The organism is Gorillibacterium sp. sgz306347 (assembly GCF_059735245.1).
Map to the genome: position 1 here is coordinate 1 of NZ_JCAPET010000022.1, position 17,773 is coordinate 17,773.

Annotated in this window: 16 protein-coding genes; all 16 read left to right on the forward strand. The window is 57.3% G+C overall.

Features of this window, described 5'->3' with window-relative positions; all coding sequences use genetic code 11:
- Nucleotides 1-236 precede the first annotated feature (236 nt).
- The 16 genes from AC6I6H_RS12960 to recA all read left to right on the forward strand — a co-directional run bounded on the left by AC6I6H_RS12960 (nt 237) and on the right by recA (nt 17,739).
- Nucleotides 237-1,916: a ribonuclease J gene (locus AC6I6H_RS12960; RefSeq protein ID WP_497954360.1), complete on the forward strand. Its 1,680-nt coding sequence runs from the start codon at nt 237-239 to the stop codon at nt 1,914-1,916.
- 190 nt (nt 1,917-2,106) lie between these two features.
- Complete coding sequence (locus AC6I6H_RS12965) at nt 2,107-2,844, forward strand: ClpP family protease (protein WP_497954271.1); 738 nt, start codon at nt 2,107-2,109, stop codon at nt 2,842-2,844.
- Nucleotides 2,841-3,065: a YlzJ-like family protein gene (locus tag AC6I6H_RS12970; RefSeq protein WP_497954272.1), complete on the forward strand. Its 225-nt coding sequence runs from the start codon at nt 2,841-2,843 to the stop codon at nt 3,063-3,065. Before AC6I6H_RS12965 ends, AC6I6H_RS12970 begins: the two co-directional genes overlap by 4 nt.
- Nucleotides 3,066-3,240: 175 nt before the next feature.
- On the forward strand, nt 3,241-5,763 hold the full coding sequence (locus tag AC6I6H_RS12975; protein WP_497954273.1) for an FtsK/SpoIIIE family DNA translocase: 2,523 nt from the start codon (nt 3,241-3,243) through the stop codon (nt 5,761-5,763).
- Nucleotides 5,764-5,916: 153 nt separating this feature from the next.
- On the forward strand, nt 5,917-6,672 hold the full coding sequence (gene sleB, locus AC6I6H_RS12980; RefSeq protein WP_497954274.1) for a spore cortex-lytic enzyme: 756 nt from the start codon (nt 5,917-5,919) through the stop codon (nt 6,670-6,672).
- 154 nt (nt 6,673-6,826) lie between these two features.
- Nucleotides 6,827-8,119 (forward strand): EF-P 5-aminopentanol modification-associated protein YfmF, encoded by a 1,293-nt coding sequence (yfmF, locus tag AC6I6H_RS12985; protein WP_497954275.1) that lies wholly within the window; start codon nt 6,827-6,829, stop codon nt 8,117-8,119.
- Nucleotides 8,116-9,402: an EF-P 5-aminopentanol modification-associated protein YfmH gene (yfmH, locus tag AC6I6H_RS12990; protein WP_497954276.1), complete on the forward strand. Its 1,287-nt coding sequence runs from the start codon at nt 8,116-8,118 to the stop codon at nt 9,400-9,402. The genes yfmF and yfmH overlap by 4 nt, the downstream gene beginning before the upstream one ends.
- Nucleotides 9,399-10,148: an elongation factor P 5-aminopentanone reductase gene (gene ymfI / locus AC6I6H_RS12995; protein ID WP_497954277.1), complete on the forward strand. Its 750-nt coding sequence runs from the start codon at nt 9,399-9,401 to the stop codon at nt 10,146-10,148. The genes yfmH and ymfI overlap by 4 nt, the downstream gene beginning before the upstream one ends.
- Nucleotides 10,149-10,240: 92 nt before the next feature.
- Nucleotides 10,241-10,486 carry a DUF3243 domain-containing protein gene (locus AC6I6H_RS13000; RefSeq protein ID WP_497954279.1) on the forward strand — a complete coding sequence of 82 codons (246 nt, stop codon included), beginning with the start codon at nt 10,241-10,243 and terminating at the stop codon, nt 10,484-10,486.
- A gap of 119 nt (nt 10,487-10,605) precedes the next feature.
- Complete coding sequence (locus AC6I6H_RS13005) at nt 10,606-11,370, forward strand: DUF3388 domain-containing protein (RefSeq protein WP_497954280.1); 765 nt, start codon at nt 10,606-10,608, stop codon at nt 11,368-11,370.
- Between the two features lie 14 nt (nt 11,371-11,384).
- Entirely contained in the window at nt 11,385-12,290 is a 906-nt protein-coding gene (locus tag AC6I6H_RS13010; RefSeq protein ID WP_497954281.1) for a helix-turn-helix domain-containing protein, read from the forward strand.
- Nucleotides 12,291-12,302: 12 nt separating this feature from the next.
- Nucleotides 12,303-12,794, forward strand: coding sequence for a YajQ family cyclic di-GMP-binding protein (locus AC6I6H_RS13015; protein ID WP_497954283.1), 492 nt, complete (start codon nt 12,303-12,305; stop codon nt 12,792-12,794).
- Nucleotides 12,795-12,967: 173 nt separating this feature from the next.
- Nucleotides 12,968-14,296, forward strand: coding sequence for a 30S ribosomal protein S12 methylthiotransferase RimO (gene rimO / locus AC6I6H_RS13020; protein ID WP_497954285.1), 1,329 nt, complete (start codon nt 12,968-12,970; stop codon nt 14,294-14,296).
- Complete coding sequence (gene pgsA / locus AC6I6H_RS13025) at nt 14,293-14,874, forward strand: CDP-diacylglycerol--glycerol-3-phosphate 3-phosphatidyltransferase (protein ID WP_497954287.1); 582 nt, start codon at nt 14,293-14,295, stop codon at nt 14,872-14,874. The genes rimO and pgsA overlap by 4 nt, the downstream gene beginning before the upstream one ends.
- Nucleotides 14,875-15,018: 144 nt before the next feature.
- Nucleotides 15,019-16,296: a competence/damage-inducible protein A gene (locus AC6I6H_RS13030; protein WP_497954288.1), complete on the forward strand. Its 1,278-nt coding sequence runs from the start codon at nt 15,019-15,021 to the stop codon at nt 16,294-16,296.
- Between the two features lie 399 nt (nt 16,297-16,695).
- Nucleotides 16,696-17,739, forward strand: coding sequence for a recombinase RecA (gene recA / locus AC6I6H_RS13035; protein ID WP_497954290.1), 1,044 nt, complete (start codon nt 16,696-16,698; stop codon nt 17,737-17,739).
- Nucleotides 17,740-17,773 lie beyond the last annotated feature (34 nt).

The window sequence follows — 17,773 nt, forward strand, 5'->3', positions numbered from 1 at the left end:
GGTCGCCCCTCCGTCATCTATGATGACTTTTGGGACACCCTCTTTATTGTTTTGGCAACACTATAAGCACTCCGGATGCGGGCAGCGGAAACCGGATGAACCTCCATCCGGGAGGTCGGCGCGGCGGTCAGCTTGATATTCCCGATTTGCATCATGTATAATGGTGGCAAGTGACTGGTGCGGTTCAATTCGGTTTGGCATATAAAATCGTCGTCTAATATCCATGAGGAGGAACAATTTTGGCAAAAAAGAATAATGACAAGCTATTGGTCTTTGCCCTTGGCGGCGTGGGCGAGATCGGTAAAAATATGTATGTGGTGCAGTATGCAAACGATATCGTAGTCGTGGACTCGGGCCTGAAATTTCCGGAAGAAGACATGCTCGGCGTAGACATTGTTATTCCGGACATTTCCTACCTGATCGAAAACCGCGACAAGGTACGCGGGATTTTGCTTACGCACGGACATGAAGATCACATCGGAGGTCTGCCTTACGTTCTTCGGCAGTTAAATGTGCCGGTATACGGCACCCGGCTGACGCTCGGCCTGGTCGAAGGAAAGCTGAAGGAAGCCGGTCTGCTCGGGGAAACCAAGCGGATCTTGATTGATGCGGATTCGGAAATCGAGCTCGGAACCATTAAAGCGAGCTTCTTCCGAACCAATCACAGCATTCCAGATTCGGTCGGCATTTCCCTGGAAACGCCTGAAGGCGTAGTCGTTCATACCGGCGACTTCAAGTTTGACCAGACGCCGGTAAACGATCAGTATGCGGACATTCACCGGATGGCCGAGCTTGGCCAGAAGGGCGTTCTGCTGCTCCTGTCCGACAGCACCAACGCCGAGCGTCCCGGCTATACCGGTTCGGAGAAGGTCGTGGGAGCCGAGCTGGTGGAAGTATTCCGCAAAGCGAAGCAGCGCGTTGTCGTGGCGACGTTTGCCTCCAACGTGCACCGGATTCAGCAGGTTATTGACGCGGCTGAAATAAACCGCCGGAAGGTGACGGTTGTGGGCCGAAGCATGGTCAACGTCGTCAGCATCGCTTCGGAGCTCGGGTATCTGCGGGTGCCGGACGGCATTCTGATCGAACCGGAGGAAGTCGGCAAGATGGCGGCCGACCGGGTGGTTATTTTGTCCACCGGCAGCCAGGGCGAGCCTATGTCCGCGCTGACGCGCATGGCGCGCAACACCCACCGCAAAGTGGACATCCTCCCCGGCGACACGGTTGTCATTTCGGCGACGCCGATTCCCGGCAACGAGAAGTACGTCGGACGGACGGTGGATGAACTGTTCCGGCTCGGGGCTAACGTCATTTACGGCCCGGGTTCGGTTTCGGGCGTTCACGTATCCGGACATGGCAGCCAGGAAGAGCTCAAGCTTATGCTGAATCTGATGCGTCCGCGGTATTTCATGCCGATTCACGGCGAATACCGCATGCTGCGGCAGCATGGCAAGCTGGCGGAATCGGTCGGCATTGACCCGCAGGACATTTTCCTGACGGACAACGGCGAAATTCTGGAAATCCAGAACGGAACCGCCCGCAAGAGCGGAAAAGTACAGGCCGGCAATATCCTGATCGACGGGCTTGGCATCGGGGACGTCGGAAACATCGTCCTTCGCGACCGCAAACTGCTTTCCCAGGACGGTATTTTGGTCGTCGTGGTCACGCTGAGCAAACAGGACGGCACGATTCTGTCCGGTCCCGACATCATTTCCCGCGGATTTGTATACGTGCGGGAATCCGAAGGGCTTCTGGACGAAGCCAACCGGATCGTTACCAATACCCTTAGCAAGCTAATGAGCGAGAATGTAAACGAATGGGCTTCCCTGAAAACGCACGTCAAGGAAGCGCTCGGACGATTCTTATATGAACAAACCAGAAGAAGACCGATGATTCTGCCCATCATCATGGAAGTGTAGGATCACATCCTCAGTCAGTCACTTGACGAGAACGTACCAAACGATAACCATCCTCCGGGAGCGAGCGAAAACGCGCCCGGAGGATTTTCATTTTCCGGCGTTTGCCCGCATATTCGGCCTGCCCGTCCGCATACTAACGGAGAACTGCCGGGGTTTTCCCGGACCGCGACTGGCACAGGAGGCGAACAGCATGGAACAGTACCGCAGCGAACAAATGCCGCCGCAAGCACCGGAGGAACCGCGGCGGAACCCGATGCTGGAGAACATCCAGCAGCTTGGGCAGACGGGCATTCCCGGAATGGAAAGCAATATTTTTTGTATGTCGGTGATCGGGCAAGTGGAAGGGCATATGATTCTTCCGCCGCAGAACAAAACGACCAAATACGAGCACCTGATTCCCCAACTGGTCGCAGCGGAACAAAATCCGCGAATCGAAGGGGTCATGATTATTTTAAACACAGTCGGCGGTGACGTGGAGGCGGGACTGGCCATTGCAGAAATGATCGCCTCCCTGTCCAAACCGACGGTCACCCTGGTGCTGGGCGGAGGGCACAGCATCGGAGTGCCCATCGCGGTATCGGCGGATTACTCCATTATTGCCGAATCGGCGACTATGACCATCCACCCCATCCGCATGACCGGCCTAGTGATCAGCGTTCCGCAAACGTTCGAATACCTGGATAAAATGCAGGAACGGGTCAACCGGTTTATCGTCACGCATTCCCGCATCTCGGAAGAAAAGCTCAAAGAACTGCTGTTTAAAACCGGCGAAGTGCCGCGTGACATCGGCGCAACCGTCGGAGGGCCGGATGCCGTCCGCTACGGGTTGATCAATCAGGTGGGAGGCATCGGCGACGCGATCGCCGAGCTGAACCGGCGGATCGAGGAGCGCAGAGCGGTCCGGCCGGCGGAGGTGCCGATCCAATGACGCTGCATACGATACTCCCCGTCGATTTGGTATATGCTGGCCAGGAGGACGCCTCCTATTCGTTTGAAGACGTGGTCATCGACGGAATCGCCATGCAGGTTGAGCCTATGGGAGGCAACCAGGCCCGGATCGTCCGGCTGTACAGCCCCGAACCGTATGTTTATCTCGACCCTTCGTATGCGCCCGGAACCGTGATTCAGTACCGACCCTCTCGGCGCTAAAAGCGGCCGGAGGCCCGTAAATTCGGGCTTCCGGCCGTTCCTTTTGTATGCTCCGGCCCGTCAACCTGTGCTATAATGAGAACGATGCGAACAAGGAGCAAGATTTGGAAGCAGTCGCCCTTCGGCGATCCAAACGAGCATGCGCTCCGCGGCACAGTTTTCGGAGGTGGAACGTTTGGCAAGGGGCAGAAAGAAAAAGAAAAAAGCCAAAGCGGTGTTAAAATACGAGCTTTACGGCGTCGGCATGCTGATTGTGGCCCTCGTCGCCCTGCTCAGCGAAAGCGCCGGTCCGGTGGGAAGCGGGCTCCGGATTATTTTCCGGGCGTTGATCGGCGTTCTGGATTGGGTAATCCCGCTGATCATTATCTACATAGCCTTTTATGTCATGATCAACATGGGCTGGCCCAAAAAGTGGACAACCAAAAAGGCGGGTGTGCTGCTTCTGCTGCTCGCGTTTTTCCTGATCGAGGAAATTTCCATGGTGCGCGCCCAGGCCGGGGACCCTTCGCTCGTGACGCCCGGCTTTATCTGGAGCAAAACCTGGAGCCAGCTTTCGCTGGAATGGGACCAATACCTGCAATCGGGTACGATTGTTCCCGGGCAGGTGGGCGGTGGCCTGATCGGGGCGCTGATGTACTCGGTGCTGATGTTCCTGCTCAGCCACAAGGGAACGGTCATTGTCATTATCGCGATGTTTGCCGTGGCGCTCAGCATGATCACGGGCGTTACCTTTGTTCAGGTGGGACGCAAGCTTAAGAGCCTGTTCATCTCGTTCCGCAAAGGGCTGGAGAACCGGACGGAAGCGGCCGGCGGCAAGACGGGCAAAGAAAAAGAGAAATCCGCGAAGGTGCGTCCGGCAGCCTACCTTGGCGAACCGGCCGCCCAGGAGGACGATACGGAAGAGGGAATGAAGGAGACAGCTCCCTCAACCCGCATGAAAGATTTCTTCTCGGTGGGCAAGGGCAAGGCGGGTCGCAAGGAAGCCGACCGGAAGATCGTGGACGTGACGCCGGAGCCGCTGCCGGAGGAAGAGCCGCCGTATGCGGAAACCGAGGAAACGCCGTTTATCCGGGATTTTCTCGACCATGTTGAGCCTTTGCCGGAGACTCCTTTCCAGCCTGAACCGGCGGCGTTTCAGGAACCGGTCCAAACTCCGGCGATGTCCCAACCGGCGGAGACGGCCGGAACGGAGCCGGTTCCGCAGGCGGAAGGCGAACCGGGCGACGTAATCCTCGCCATGCCCAAGGAGACGCCGCCTCCGAAGCCGTACCGGATGCCCAGCCTGAAGCTGCTGACCCGCCCGGCGGGACCGGGCAAAGGCTCCGAGCTGAGCGATTACAAGGCGAATGCGCGCAAGCTCGAAGCGACGCTGGAAAGCTTCGGCGTCCGGGCGAAGGTGCTGGAGGTGGTGCGCGGGCCGGCCGTAACCCGGTACGAAGTCCAGCCCGATGTTGGCGTGAAGGTCAGCCGGATCGTCGGCCTGACGGATGATATCGCACTGGCCCTGGCGGCGAAAGACATTCGCATGGAAGCGCCCATACCCGGCAAATCGGCCATCGGCATCGAGGTTCCGAACTCCGAGGTGTCTCTGGTCACGCTGCGGGAAGTCATGGAATCGTCGCTGTTTCAGGATTCCCAGGCCAAGCTGACGGTCGTGCTTGGCCGGGACATCTCCGGACAACCGATTATCGGCAACCTCGCCAAAATGCCGCACGTCCTGGTGGCGGGTGCAACGGGCTCCGGCAAATCGGTCTGCATCAACGGCATCATCACCAGCGTCCTGTACAAGGCGAAGCCGGATGAAGTTAAATTTTTGATGATCGACCCCAAAATGGTCGAGCTGAACGTATACAACGGCATCCCGCATCTTCTGGCGCCGGTCGTGACCGACCCGCGCCGCGCCTCGCTGGCGCTCAAGAAGATTGTCGTGGAGATGGAAAAACGGTATGAGCTGTTCTCCAAGAGCGGCACCCGCAACATCGAAGGCTACAACGCCCACGTCACGGACCCGAACAACCCGGCGCCGCAGCCTCCGCTTCCTCTCATCGTTGTTATCGTGGACGAGCTGGCGGATTTGATGATGGTCGCCGCCGGCGACGTGGAGGATGCGATTACCCGCCTTGCCCAAATGGCGCGCGCGGCCGGCATTCACCTGATTATCGCCACGCAGCGTCCGTCCGTGGACGTCATCACCGGTGTCATCAAGGCCAACATTCCTTCGCGGATCGCCTTCGGCGTTTCCTCGCAGGTCGATTCGCGGACCATTCTGGACATGGCAGGCGCCGAAAAGCTGCTTGGCCGGGGCGATATGCTGTATCTTCCCGTAGGAGCCTCCAAGCCCGTACGGGTGCAGGGCGCGTTTCTTTCCGACCAGGAAGTGGAGGCGGTTGTCAAGTTTGTCAGCACGCAGGAGAAAGCCAATTACCAGGAGGATCTTGTTCCGCAGGTGGACGATATGGCGGAGCAGGAGGATGTTTTCGAGGACGAGCTGTACGATCAGGCGGTCCAGATCGTCGTGGAAGCGAAGCAGGCGAGCGTTTCCCTGCTCCAGCGGCGCATGCGCGTCGGCTATACACGGGCTGCCCGCCTGATCGACTCTATGGAAGCCAAGGGAGTGGTCGGCCCGTACGAAGGGAGCAAGCCCCGCGAGGTGCTGATGTCCATCGAACAATTTCATCAAGGACGAATGAGCTCCTGAGCTTCCGGTTCTACGGAACGCCGATAAACCGCACTGGCGCTGGCTGCCGGTGCGGTTTTTGCTGTGTTCGCATAGAAACCTTCCCAATACCGAATACTACAGGAAAAACAGCTGGAGTGCGGATTACGCACGGGAAGGAAGGACTGGAAACCGATGAAAAAACGTTACTTGCTCCTATCCGTATGCCTTATCCTGGCTCTCTTGGTCTCCCTTGAATGGAAGGACGGTTCCCCGGCGGGCGAGAAGGCGGAGCAGGCCTTCAGCAACCAGGTCATCCGGTACGGAGCCTCCGGGCAGGATGTTTATGAACTGCAGGGCCGATTAAAGTACCTCGGGTTTTTTACCAAGAAAGTGGATGGCCGATACGGGTGGCGAACGCTCCGTTCGGTAAAATGGTTTCAAAGCGAATTCGGGCTGCGGGTCGACGGGCTCGTCGGTCCCAAAACCAAGCTGAAGCTGTGGGAAGCGACCAAAGCGTGGCGGCCAGGCGGAACCTATAAAGAAACGGCCGTCTCCCGGCCGGAGCAGGCGCCGGTTAAAGCCCGCCACCAATGGACGGAAAACGACATCCGCATCATGGCGAACGCCGTGCACGGAGAAGCGCGCGGGGAGCCCTACCGGGGCCAGGTCGCCGTCGCCGCCGTTATTCTGAACCGGGTGGGGGACGCCAACTTCCCCAATAGCGTGTCCGGCGTCATTTTCCAGCCGGGGGCCTTCACCGCCGTCGCCGACGGACAAATCTGGCTGACGCCGAATGAAACCTCCCGCCGTGCGGTGCTGGACGCCATGAACGGCGTTGACCCGACCAACGGCTGCACCTACTATTTCAATCCGGTAACCGCCACCTCCAAATGGATTTGGAGCCGTCCGCAAATTATGAAAATCGGCCAGCACATCTTTTGCAAATAAGGGACCGCAGGCCGTCAGAAAGGAAGTAACCGTGCGGTTGCTTCTTTTCTTTCGTTAGGAATATAATGGATAGACGGCGGCAAGGGCGAATTTGCCGGTGCCGCCGGCGAATTGGAAAACCTACCCTGATGCGGGGCAAAGGAGCGTGCCGGATTTGCAAAGACAACGTTTCGAACGCAGCACGGTCGGAAAAATCAGGCTGCACGTTTTGCCGACCGACCGGTTTAAAACTTTTGCGATTTCGCTTTATATCGGTTCTCCCTTGCGGGAAGAAAGTGTAACGCCCACCGCCCTGACGCCGTTTGTTCTGCGCCGCGGGACTGTGACGTATCCGACCACAAAAGCTTTTCGGCAGCGTCAGGAAGAGATGTACGGCGCCGGCTTCGGCTTCGACGTCTACAAAATGGGCGATTACCAAATGGTCCTGTTCCGTCTGGACATTGTCGATGACAAGTTTATCGGAGGCGGTAAAGGCTCCCTGCTGGGCGACGGCCTGCGTTTCCTGGGGGAAACGCTCACCCGGCCGGCTTTGGAAGAGGGCCGTTTCGTAACCCGCTATGTCGAGGGAGAGAAGCAAACCGTCCGCAAGAACCTGGAAGCCGTCATTAACGACAAAGCCCGATACGCCGCCCAGCGCTGTATCGAGGAAATGTGCAAGAACGAGCCATACCGCCTCAATTCGCTTGGACGGACGGAGGACTTGGGAAGCATTGCGCCCGAGCCGCTGTACCGGCACTACCGGGATTGGCTGGCCGGGGCGGCAATGGACCTCTACATTGTCGGGAACACAACGCCGGAAGAAGCGCGGCAACTGGTTGCTTCCGCTTTCGATCTGCCGGAAAATGCCGTGGAAGCCGGCTACCGACAGGCGGTTCCGGTCCAGCGGGATGGCGATATCAATACGATTATCGAGAAGCTGGACGTAAAGCAGGGCAAGCTCAACATGGGCTTGAGGCTGCCGGTTACATACGCCGACGATCAGTATTCCGCCGCGCTTCTGTATAACGGTATATTGGGCGCTTATCCCCACTCGAAGCTGTTCACCAACGTGCGCGAAAAAGAAAGCCTTGCCTATTACGCCGCTTCCCGGTTCGATGGCCATAAAGGAATTTTGACCATCCAGTCCGGCATCGAAACGAACAACTATGACAAGGCGACAGCGATTATCAAAAAGCAGCTGGCGGATATGGAAGCCGGAAGCTACAGCGAAACCGAGCTGGGCCAAACCAAAGCCATGATCGCCAACCATTTGCGGGAAATTCCCGACTCGGCGTTTCAAATGATCAGCTTTGATTTCAGCGGACACTTTGCCGGAAAGCCGCGCGACGAAGAAGAGCTGCTGAAGCAGGTGGAAGCGGCGGGGCCGGAGGAAATCAAAGCGATCGCAGAGCAGGTGCAGCTGGACACGGTCTATTTCCTGACCGACCGGAAGGGGGAGGGACAATGAAGACGATCGCATACGACCGTTTGCGGGAAACCTTGTATTACGAGAAGCTGGACAACGGACTGGACGTTTTTGTCCTTCCCAAACCGGGGTTCAGCAAAACCTACGCCACTTTTACAACCAAATACGGCTCCATCGACAACCACTTTCAAGTGGAAGGCGGGGAGGAAATCCGGGTGCCCGACGGAATCGCCCATTTCCTGGAGCACAAAATGTTTGAAGAGCCCGAAGGGGACGTCTTTTCCGTTTTCTCCTCCAACGGAGCGTCGGCCAATGCCTTTACAAGCTTTGAGCGAACCTCCTATCTGTTCTCCGCGACGGATAAGGTGTACGAAAACTTGACCACGTTAATTGATTTTGTGCAGCATCCCTACTTTACGGACGAAAACGTGGAGAAGGAAAAGGGGATCATCGGTCAGGAAATCAGAATGTACGACGACAACCCGGAGTGGAGAGCTTACTACGGCTTGATCGAAGCCATGTATCATCGCCATCCGGTCCGGATCGACATCGCCGGAACCGTTGAATCCATTTCCGAAATAACGAAAGAAACGCTTTACCAGTGCTATCGCACCTTTTATCATCCCGGGAACATGGTGCTGTTTGTCGTCGGAGGAGTAGAGCCCGATAAAGTTTTTGAGCTGGTGCGCGCCAACCAGGCCGCCAAGAGCTTCGAAAAGCTCGGCGCCATCCACCGCCTTCAGCCGGATGAACCGGCAGACGTGGCCTCCCGGCAGCTTGTAGCCAGTCTTCCCGTTTCCCTTCCGAAATGCTATTTCGGCTTTAAGGAAGCGGGGGGAAGGCCGGAAGGACAGGAGCTGGTCCGCCGAGATTTCGCTTTTAAAGTGCTGCTGGATGCGATCGCCGGACCCAGCTCGGATTTGTACCAAACCTTGTACGAGGAAGAGCTGATTTCCGATTCGTTCAGCTACGAGTACAACGTTTCCCCGGGATACGCTTTTTCGGCATTCGGCGGGGATACCCCCGATCCGGACCGCCTGCTCGCGCGTTTCCGCGAGCTGCTGGAGCCCTTGCTGGCCGAAGGCGTGGCGGAGGAAACCTTCGAGCGCACGAGGCGCAAACGCATCGGCGGCTATTTGCGGATGCTGAACTCGCCTGAAGCCATTGCCAACCAGTTCACCGCGCTCCGGTTCAACGGCGGCGACCTGTTTGAAATCATACCGGTGTACGAAGCGCTGACCCTTCAAGAGATCAACGACCTGCTGCGGACACACTTTGACTGGGACCGTCTTGCCGTATCCATCGTGAAGAGCGCGGAGGCATGAGCAAACCGATTCGCGAGCAAACTGTATTGATCACCGGCGCAAGCCGCGGAATCGGAGCCGCGGTCGCCGAGCGGTTTGCCTCGGTAGGCATGAACATTGTGATCCATTACGCCCGGTCCCATGAAGCCGCCAATGAGACGGCGCGCCGCTGTACGGCCCTCGGTTCCCGGGTGATGACCGTTTCGGCGGATATCCGTTCCCGCGAGCAGCTGGAACGCATGCGCGAAAAAATGGAAGCGCGCGGGTTCGTTCCCGATATTCTGGTGAACAACGCGGGGGTTTCCCATTACGGCCTTTTGTCAGAGCTGGCCGAAGAGGATTGGAACCGGGTGCTGGATATCAATCTGAAGGGCTCGTTTCTCGCCAGCCAGCTGTTTATGGAAGCGATGGTCCGCCAGAAATACGGGCGTATCGTCAACGTGTCCTCCATTTGGGGCATTTCTGGCGCCTCGTGCGAAGTGGCGTATTCCGCCGCCAAAGGCGGGCTCAATGCGTTCACCAAGGCGCTGGCCAAGGAACTGGCGCCCTCCGGGGTGACGGTGAACGCCGTTGCCCCGGGCCCGGTGGAAACGGATATGATGGCCGGCTTCAGCAGGGAAGAGAAAAGCGCCCTTGAACAGGAAATTCCCGCCGGCCGGTTCGCCCGTCCCGACGAAATCGCCTCCCTCGTGTATTACCTTTCGCTGCCCGAATCCGGATACATCACCGGCCAAATCGTGAGCGCGAACGGCGGCTGGATCACCTGACGAAGCGGCTGCCGGCCGCACGCATAAACTTTCCCTCGAACGCGAATAGTAACAACTGCATTCGCTTTAATCATCGAGAGGAGGCTCTGATAATGGCGACGGTACTCAAATCGTTTGACAAGTGGAAAACGTTCCTTTCGGACCGGGTCAGCGAAGCGGAGCGCCTGGGCATCAGCGACGAAACGATCGTGAAGATGGCCAAACAAATCGGCGACTACCTGTCGGACAAGATTGATCCGGAAAATCCGGAGGAACGCGTGCTGAAGGAATTGTGGGATGTCGGAGACGAACAAGAGCGGAAAACCCTCGCTCGCCTTATGTTTAAATTGGTCAACTAAGCCCCGAAACCTCCCCGATCCGCGGGAGGTTTTTCTTTTCGGGCGCCGCTATTGAAGCTTCTTGTCTTATCCTGTAGAATTGAAAAAAGGAATCCATGAAAACTTGGGGTGGGCGGACGTTGGAAACGAACAATTGGTACATGGAATACAAAATCCAGAAGAATCGCCCCGGTTTGCTTGGGGACATCGCATCCCTGATGGGAATGCTCGACATAAACATCAACACCATCAACGGCGTTGAGGACAGCACGCGCGGCATGCTGCTGCAGGTAAACGACGACGAGAAGATCGAGCTGCTGAAGAAGCTGCTCAGCAAGATGGAGAATATAGCGGTGAGCGCTTTGCATCCGACCAGCCTGGTCGATGTGCTGGCGGTTCGCCATGGCCGATATATTTCACGCGCCTCCGAAGACCGGAAAACCTTCCGCTTTACACGCGGCGAGCTGGGGCTTTTGGTCGATTTTCTGGGAGAAATCTTTAAATCCGAAGGCAATCAGATCATCGGCCTCCGGGGGATGCCGCGAGTGGGCAAAACGGAGTCGATCATCGCCGGGAGCGTGTGCTCGAACAAACGGTGGACGTTCGTCTCGTCGACATTGCTGCGGCAAACGGTGCGGAGCCAGCTTTCCGAAGACGAAATGAACCCGAACAACGTCTTTATTATCGACGGCATCGTCTCCACGATCCGCTCCAACGAGAAGCATTTCGAACTTCTGCAAACCATCATGAAGGCTCCTTCCACGAAAGTGATCGAGCACCCGGATATATTTATCCGCGAATCGGACTACGATTACAACGATTTCAATTACATCATCGAGCTGCGAAATACGGTTGACGAAGTAATATCCTACGATGCCTTTGCGGATCAGTACGAAGGCTTTTAGCGGGAGGCGACACTGTGTTCGAACTGGGACAAATGCTGAAAAACGCAAGAACGGACCGCGGTCTTTCCATCGAAGACTTGCAGGAAATGACCAAGATCCGCAAACGTTACCTCGAAGCCATTGAAGAAGGAAACTTCAAGGTGCTTCCGGGGAATTTCTATGTCCGCGCGTTTATCAAAAGCTATGCGGAAGCGGTCGGGCTTGACCCGAACGAAGTGCTGGGCCTCTACAAGAATGTGATTCCGCCCTTGCCGACGCAGGAAACCTCCAACGAGCCTCTGAGACGACCCCGGCAGAAGCCGGCGAAAATGTCGTTCAAGGGAAGCCGCTGGGTGACCGGCATTATGCTTTGGGCGTTCCTTATTTTGATCCTGGGCATCTTGTATTACGTGATCAGCCACAATATGGCCGATGAAGGCGGGCAAACGGACGCCGACCAGCCGCGAATGACGGACCGTACGCCGTCTACGTCGGGTACCGCGCCGCTGCCGAGCGCTTCGGTAAGCCCCTCGCCGACGCCTGCGCCGACTCCCACGCCTACGCCGACCCCGCAGGTGGCGGTCAAACTGGTGGACAGCGAAGGCTCGCTCGACTATTACGAAATCAGCGGAACGGACACCATGACCGTAGACCTTGAAATCGTGGGCGACGCTTGCTGGTTTATGCTGTCGACCATCGAGAACGGCAGCCGCAAGCAGGTGGAGCAGGGAACGCTTAACCAGGGCGAGAAGAGGAGCTGGGATGCCACGAAGCCGGTCTATCTGCGGCTGGGCCGCGCCAATGCGGCGAAGGTGACGGTCAACGGGACCGACATTCCCGTAGGTCCCAATCCCAGCACAAAGAATTTTCAAATCGACTTTGCGGCTCAGGCAAGCCCGGGGACGAGCGTCAGCCCTTCGGGAAGCCCGGCCGGGGAATAGGAGGAAGCGGAAGTGGCAAGCGATAACTCGTTTGATATTGTTTCGAAGTTCGACATGCAGGAGCTGGACAACGCGCTGAACCAGGCGCGGCGCGAAATTGAAACGCGCTTCGACTTCAAGGGGAGCAAAAGCTCCATTACGCTGGAGAAGGAAGAGCTGGTGGTTGTCTCCGACGACGATTTCAAGCTTCAAAACGTCATGGACATCCTGACCGGCAAAATGGCCAAACGCGGCTTGTCGATCAAGAATCTGGAATACGGCAAGGTGGAACCGGCGGGCGGCAGCACCGTCCGGCAGCGGATCAAGCTCAAGCAGGGAATCGAACAGGACATCGCAAAGAAGATCAACACCTTGATCAAGGATTCCAAGCTGAAGGTGCAGAGCCAGATTCAGGGCGATCAAATCCGCGTTTCCGGCAAAAACCGGGACGATCTTCAGAAGATTATTCAATTGTTGAAGCAGGCGGAGCTTCCGCTTGATCTTCAATTTACCAACTATCGTTAAGCATCCGGCCGGATGCGGCGGAAAGACCCCTTTTGCCTTTGGGCGGAGGGGTTTCTTTTTGGGGCAAAGCTCTTGCGGGCGGCTGATCCGGGACTCATCCGGGTTCTTTTGACACTAAAATGGCGGTATATTATACTTGTTAGCAGCAACAGACAGCAATGGAGGCAGTGGTTATGACGGAGAAAATCAAGGTGGTTACGCTCGGCTGCGAGAAGAATCTCGTCGACTCCGAGATCATGACCGGACTCGTTCACGAGCGCGGCTACGGCCTCACGGACGACCGCGAGGAAGCAACCGTAATCATCGTTAATACATGCGGATTCATCGATGCGGCGAAGGAAGAATCCGTGAATACGATTCTGGATCTCGCCGAGCTGAAGGAAACCGGAAAGCTGAAGGCTTTAATCGTCTCCGGCTGCCTGACCCAGCGGTACAAAGAACAATTGATGCAGGAAATGCCGGAAATCGACGGAATTGTAGGCACCGGAGATTTCGATAAAATCGCGGATATCGTCGATCAAGCCCTCGTAGGCAAGAAGCCGGTATTCGTCGGAAGCGCGATTTTCGATTACGAGAGACGGCTGCCCCGCCGTCTGACGACGGACACCCACACGGCCTATATCAAAATTGCCGAAGGCTGCGACAACGCCTGCACCTTTTGCAGCATTCCGATTATGCGCGGAGCGTTCCGGAGCCGTTCCATCGAATCGATTCTTGCGGAAGCGCAGAGCCTGGCGGAGCAAGGCGTACGGGAAATCAGCGTCATTGCACAGGACTCGACCAATTACGGAACGGATCTTTACGGAGAACACAAGCTGCCCGAGCTTTTGAACCGGATCAGCGAAGTGCCAGGCATCGAGTGGGTGCGGCTTCATTACGCGTACCCGGGCTTTTTTACGGATGAGCTGATCGAAACGATTGCGTCAAATCCCAAAATATGTAAATACATCGACCTTCCGCTTCAGCACAGCGAGGACACTATTCTTCGCCGGATGCGCAGACCGGGCCGGCAAAGGGACGTGCGCGAGCTTGTGGCGAAAATCCGGGCCCGTATCCCCGACGTTTCCCTTCGGACCTCGATCATCGTGGGATTTCCGGGCGAGTCGGAGGAGGATTTTGCCCGCCTGATCGAATTTGTGAAGGAGATCCGGTTTGACCGGCTCGGCGTCTTTACGTATTCCCAGGAAGAAGACACCCCGGCCTCCCGGCTTCCCGACCAGATCGACGAGGACGTAAAGGAAGCCCGGGCCAACCAGCTGATGGAAATCCAGCGGGAAATCTCCAAGCAGAAAAACGATCTCAAGGTCGGGCGGCTGATGGATGTGCTGATCGAGCGCTATGATGGGCGCGGCGACGTGTATATTGGAAGGTCCCAGCACGACGCACCCGAAATTGACGGAGAAGTGTTTGTTTCGGGCTGCAAGACGCAAATCGGACGCATCGCCAAGGTGCGGATCACCCATTCGCTAGAATTTGACCTTTCCGGGGAGGAAATCGCATGAACCTGGCCAATCGGATTACGGTGGCCAGGATTTTCCTGGTCCCGATCATCGTCTTCTTTCTTCTGGTCCAAATGAAGTTTCCCGTGATCCATTTCGGAGGCTTTGAGATTACATACAACCAGATCATCGGGACGGTGATTTTTATCATCGCCGCGAGTACGGACAGCCTGGACGGCTATATTGCCCGCAAGAACAAGCTCGTGACCAACCTGGGCAAGCTGCTCGACCCGCTCGCGGACAAGCTGCTGGTCACCGCCGTACTGATCTCGCTTGTTGAAATGGGCAAATGCCCGGCCTGGATCACCATCATCATCATCAGCCGCGAATGGGCCGTCACGATGCTTCGGCAAATTGCGGCGCTGCAGGGGCACGCCATGGCGGCCAGCAAGTGGGGCAAGTGGAAGACGGCGTCCCAGATTACGGCGATTATCGCGCTATTGCTCAACAACTTCCCTTTTCATTTTATCGGCATTCCCTTTGATCAGATTGCCCTCTGGATCGCCACGGTCGTCACCATTTATTCCGGGGTCGATTATTTCTTAAAGAACAAGGAACTGCTTAATCTGTCGGATGCCTAGCAGGCAGCCGGCCGGTTTGACGGTGCGCTCCGCGTTGTTCGTTTCCGTTTGATCGGATGGCCGCTTACCGGCATGCCGGCGGCGGGGAACAGCGCGGTTCTTTTTTTGCCGCCGGACATCCTGAGAGAAAGAAAGGGGTACCTCATGAAAGCCGAACTAATCGCCGTAGGCACCGAGCTTCTTTTGGGCCAGATCGTAAACACCAACGCTCAGTTTCTGGCCCAGCACTGCGCGGCTATCGGGGTCGATGTTTATTTTCAGACCGTTGTCGGGGACAATCCCGTTCGTTTGCGCCAGGCGCTGGAACTGGCCGCGGCACGCGCCGACCTTGTGATCTGCACCGGCGGTTTGGGTCCCACGCAGGACGACCTGACCAAGGACGTGCTGGCGGATATGCTTGGCGTGGGGCTGATCAGCGACGAACCTTCTTTGGAGAAGATGAAGAAGTTCTTCCGCGACCGGAAAACGGTTATGGTGGAGAGCAACGCCCGCCAGGCTCTGCTGCCGGAAGGAAGCGAACCGCTGCCCAACGACACGGGGCTGGCGGTGGGCGCCGCTATCGAGCGGGGCGGCAAACGTTATATTCTGCTGCCTGGACCGCCGCGGGAAATGAAGCCGATGTTTCTCGATTACGCCATTCCCTGGCTGCGCGGTGGAATGAACGGCGAAACGCCGCTTTTTTCGAAAATGCTGAAATTCGCCGGGATCGGGGAATCGAACCTGGAGCATGCGCTGCTTGATTTGATTCAGGCCCAGACAGACCCCACGATCGCGCCCTACGCCAAGGAGGGGGAAGTCACGATCCGGCTCACCACGCGCGCCGGCACGCGGGAAGAAGCGCTCGGCAAGATGGCAGAGACCGAAGCCGAAATCCGGAGCCGGGTGGGCCGGCATCTGTATGCGGAGGAGGACGTGTCGATTGAAACAGCGGTTTATCGGCTGCTCAAGGAAAAGGGCCTGACTTTGTCGGCGGCGGAAAGCTGCACGGGCGGGCTTGTCTCCGACCTGATCACCACCATCCCCGGCAGCTCCGAAGCGTTTCGGGGCGGCGTTGTTTCCTACTCGAACGAATTGAAGCGTTCGCTGCTCGGCGTCCCCGGCTCGCTGCTGGAAGGAGACGGCGCGCCGGGCGCCGTAAGCCCGGAAACGGCCGAAGCCATGGCGGATGGCCTGCGGAAGGCCACCGGAACGGATTATGCCGTGTCCGTTACCGGCGTGGCCGGACCGGGGCCTTCCGAGGGCAAGCCGGCCGGATTGGTGTACTTCGGAATCGCGCGCGGCGGGCGGCCGACGGCCGTTTACGAATCCCGCTTCAACGGGAACCGGGAGACCGTGAAGCTGAAGGCGGCCAAAACCGCGCTCTACCATCTCTGGGCCTCATTGAAGACGGAGGATGCTCCAGAGCCGTCGGGAACGCCCTAAAGTTTATTCCGAAGCCCATACAGGCGTATAGGCTTGGAGAGGGAGATACGGGCTCAGGCTCCCGGATTTCCGTCCGCCTCGCGGAAGCCGGCTCTGTGCGCCGTCCGGCTTGCGCATTCCGCCACCGGGCTTTATACTAAAGACAAGTTAACGGCGGAAGCACCGCAGCGAACCGGTTCGCTGCGGTTTTTTAATGCCGCGAGGGAGAAAGCGGACTGTTCCGAAAGGCGGGGGAATGCACATTAAGGGCCGGATGCGGCGCAAGCTTCCGGGAGCGGATGAAGGAATGACCGTTCGGCCGCAGAAGAAAAAAATACGAATGTATGTTCGAAAAATGCTTGGCAAATGCATCAAAAAAGAGTAAAATAGATATATAAACGCGAGAAGGATGTGAGTCGTTTGTCAGATCGGCGCGCAGCATTGGAAATGGCATTGCGCAACATTGAGAAGCAATTCGGCAAGGGTTCGATCATGAAGCTTGGAGAATCCACCCACATGCAGGTGGAAACTGTCCCGAGCGGTTCTCTTGCACTTGATATAGCCCTCGGAGTGGGCGGCTTCCCCAGAGGAAGAATCATTGAAATTTACGGACCGGAATCGTCCGGTAAAACCACGATCGCCCTGCATGCGATCGCGGAAGTCCAGAAGGCCGGCGGACAAGCCGCCTTCATCGACGCGGAGCACGCGCTCGATCCGCTTTACGCCAGCAAGCTCGGCATCAACATTGACGAGCTGCTGCTGTCCCAGCCCGATACCGGCGAGCAGGCTCTTGAGATCGCCGAGGCTCTGGTGCGCAGCGGCGCGGTGGACATCATCGTCGTGGACTCCGTGGCGGCTCTTGTGCCCAAAGCGGAAATTGAAGGCGAGATGGGCGATTCCCACGTCGGCTTGCAGGCCCGGCTGATGTCGCAGGCGCTTCGGAAGCTTTCCGGCGCGATCAACAAATCCAAGGTCATCGCGATCTTTATCAACCAGCTCCGCGAGAAAGTCGGCGTCATGTTCGGGAACCCGGAAGTCACGCCGGGCGGCCGGGCGCTGAAGTTTTACTCGACCATCCGGCTGGATGTGCGCCGGATTGAGACGCTGAAGCAGGGCAACGACATGATCGGCAACCGGACCCGGATCAAAGTCGTCAAGAACAAGGTGGCCCCTCCGTTCAAGCAGGCGGAAGTGGACATGATGTACGGGGAAGGCATTTCGAAGGAAGGCAGCCTGGTCGACATCGGCACCGAGATGGACATCGTCGACAAGAGCGGCGCATGGTATTCCTTTGACGGCGACCGGCTTGGCCAGGGACGCGAGAACGCCAAGCAGTTCCTGAAGGATAATCCGAAAGTGGCGGATACCATCGAGAAGAGGATCCGGGCGAACAGCAACCTGGTGACTGTCGTAACCGAACAGGAAGATGACGAAGACGAAGATCCGATTCTGGCATTGGAATAATACCTCCCGCCGCACCTCGCAAGGTGCGGCGTTT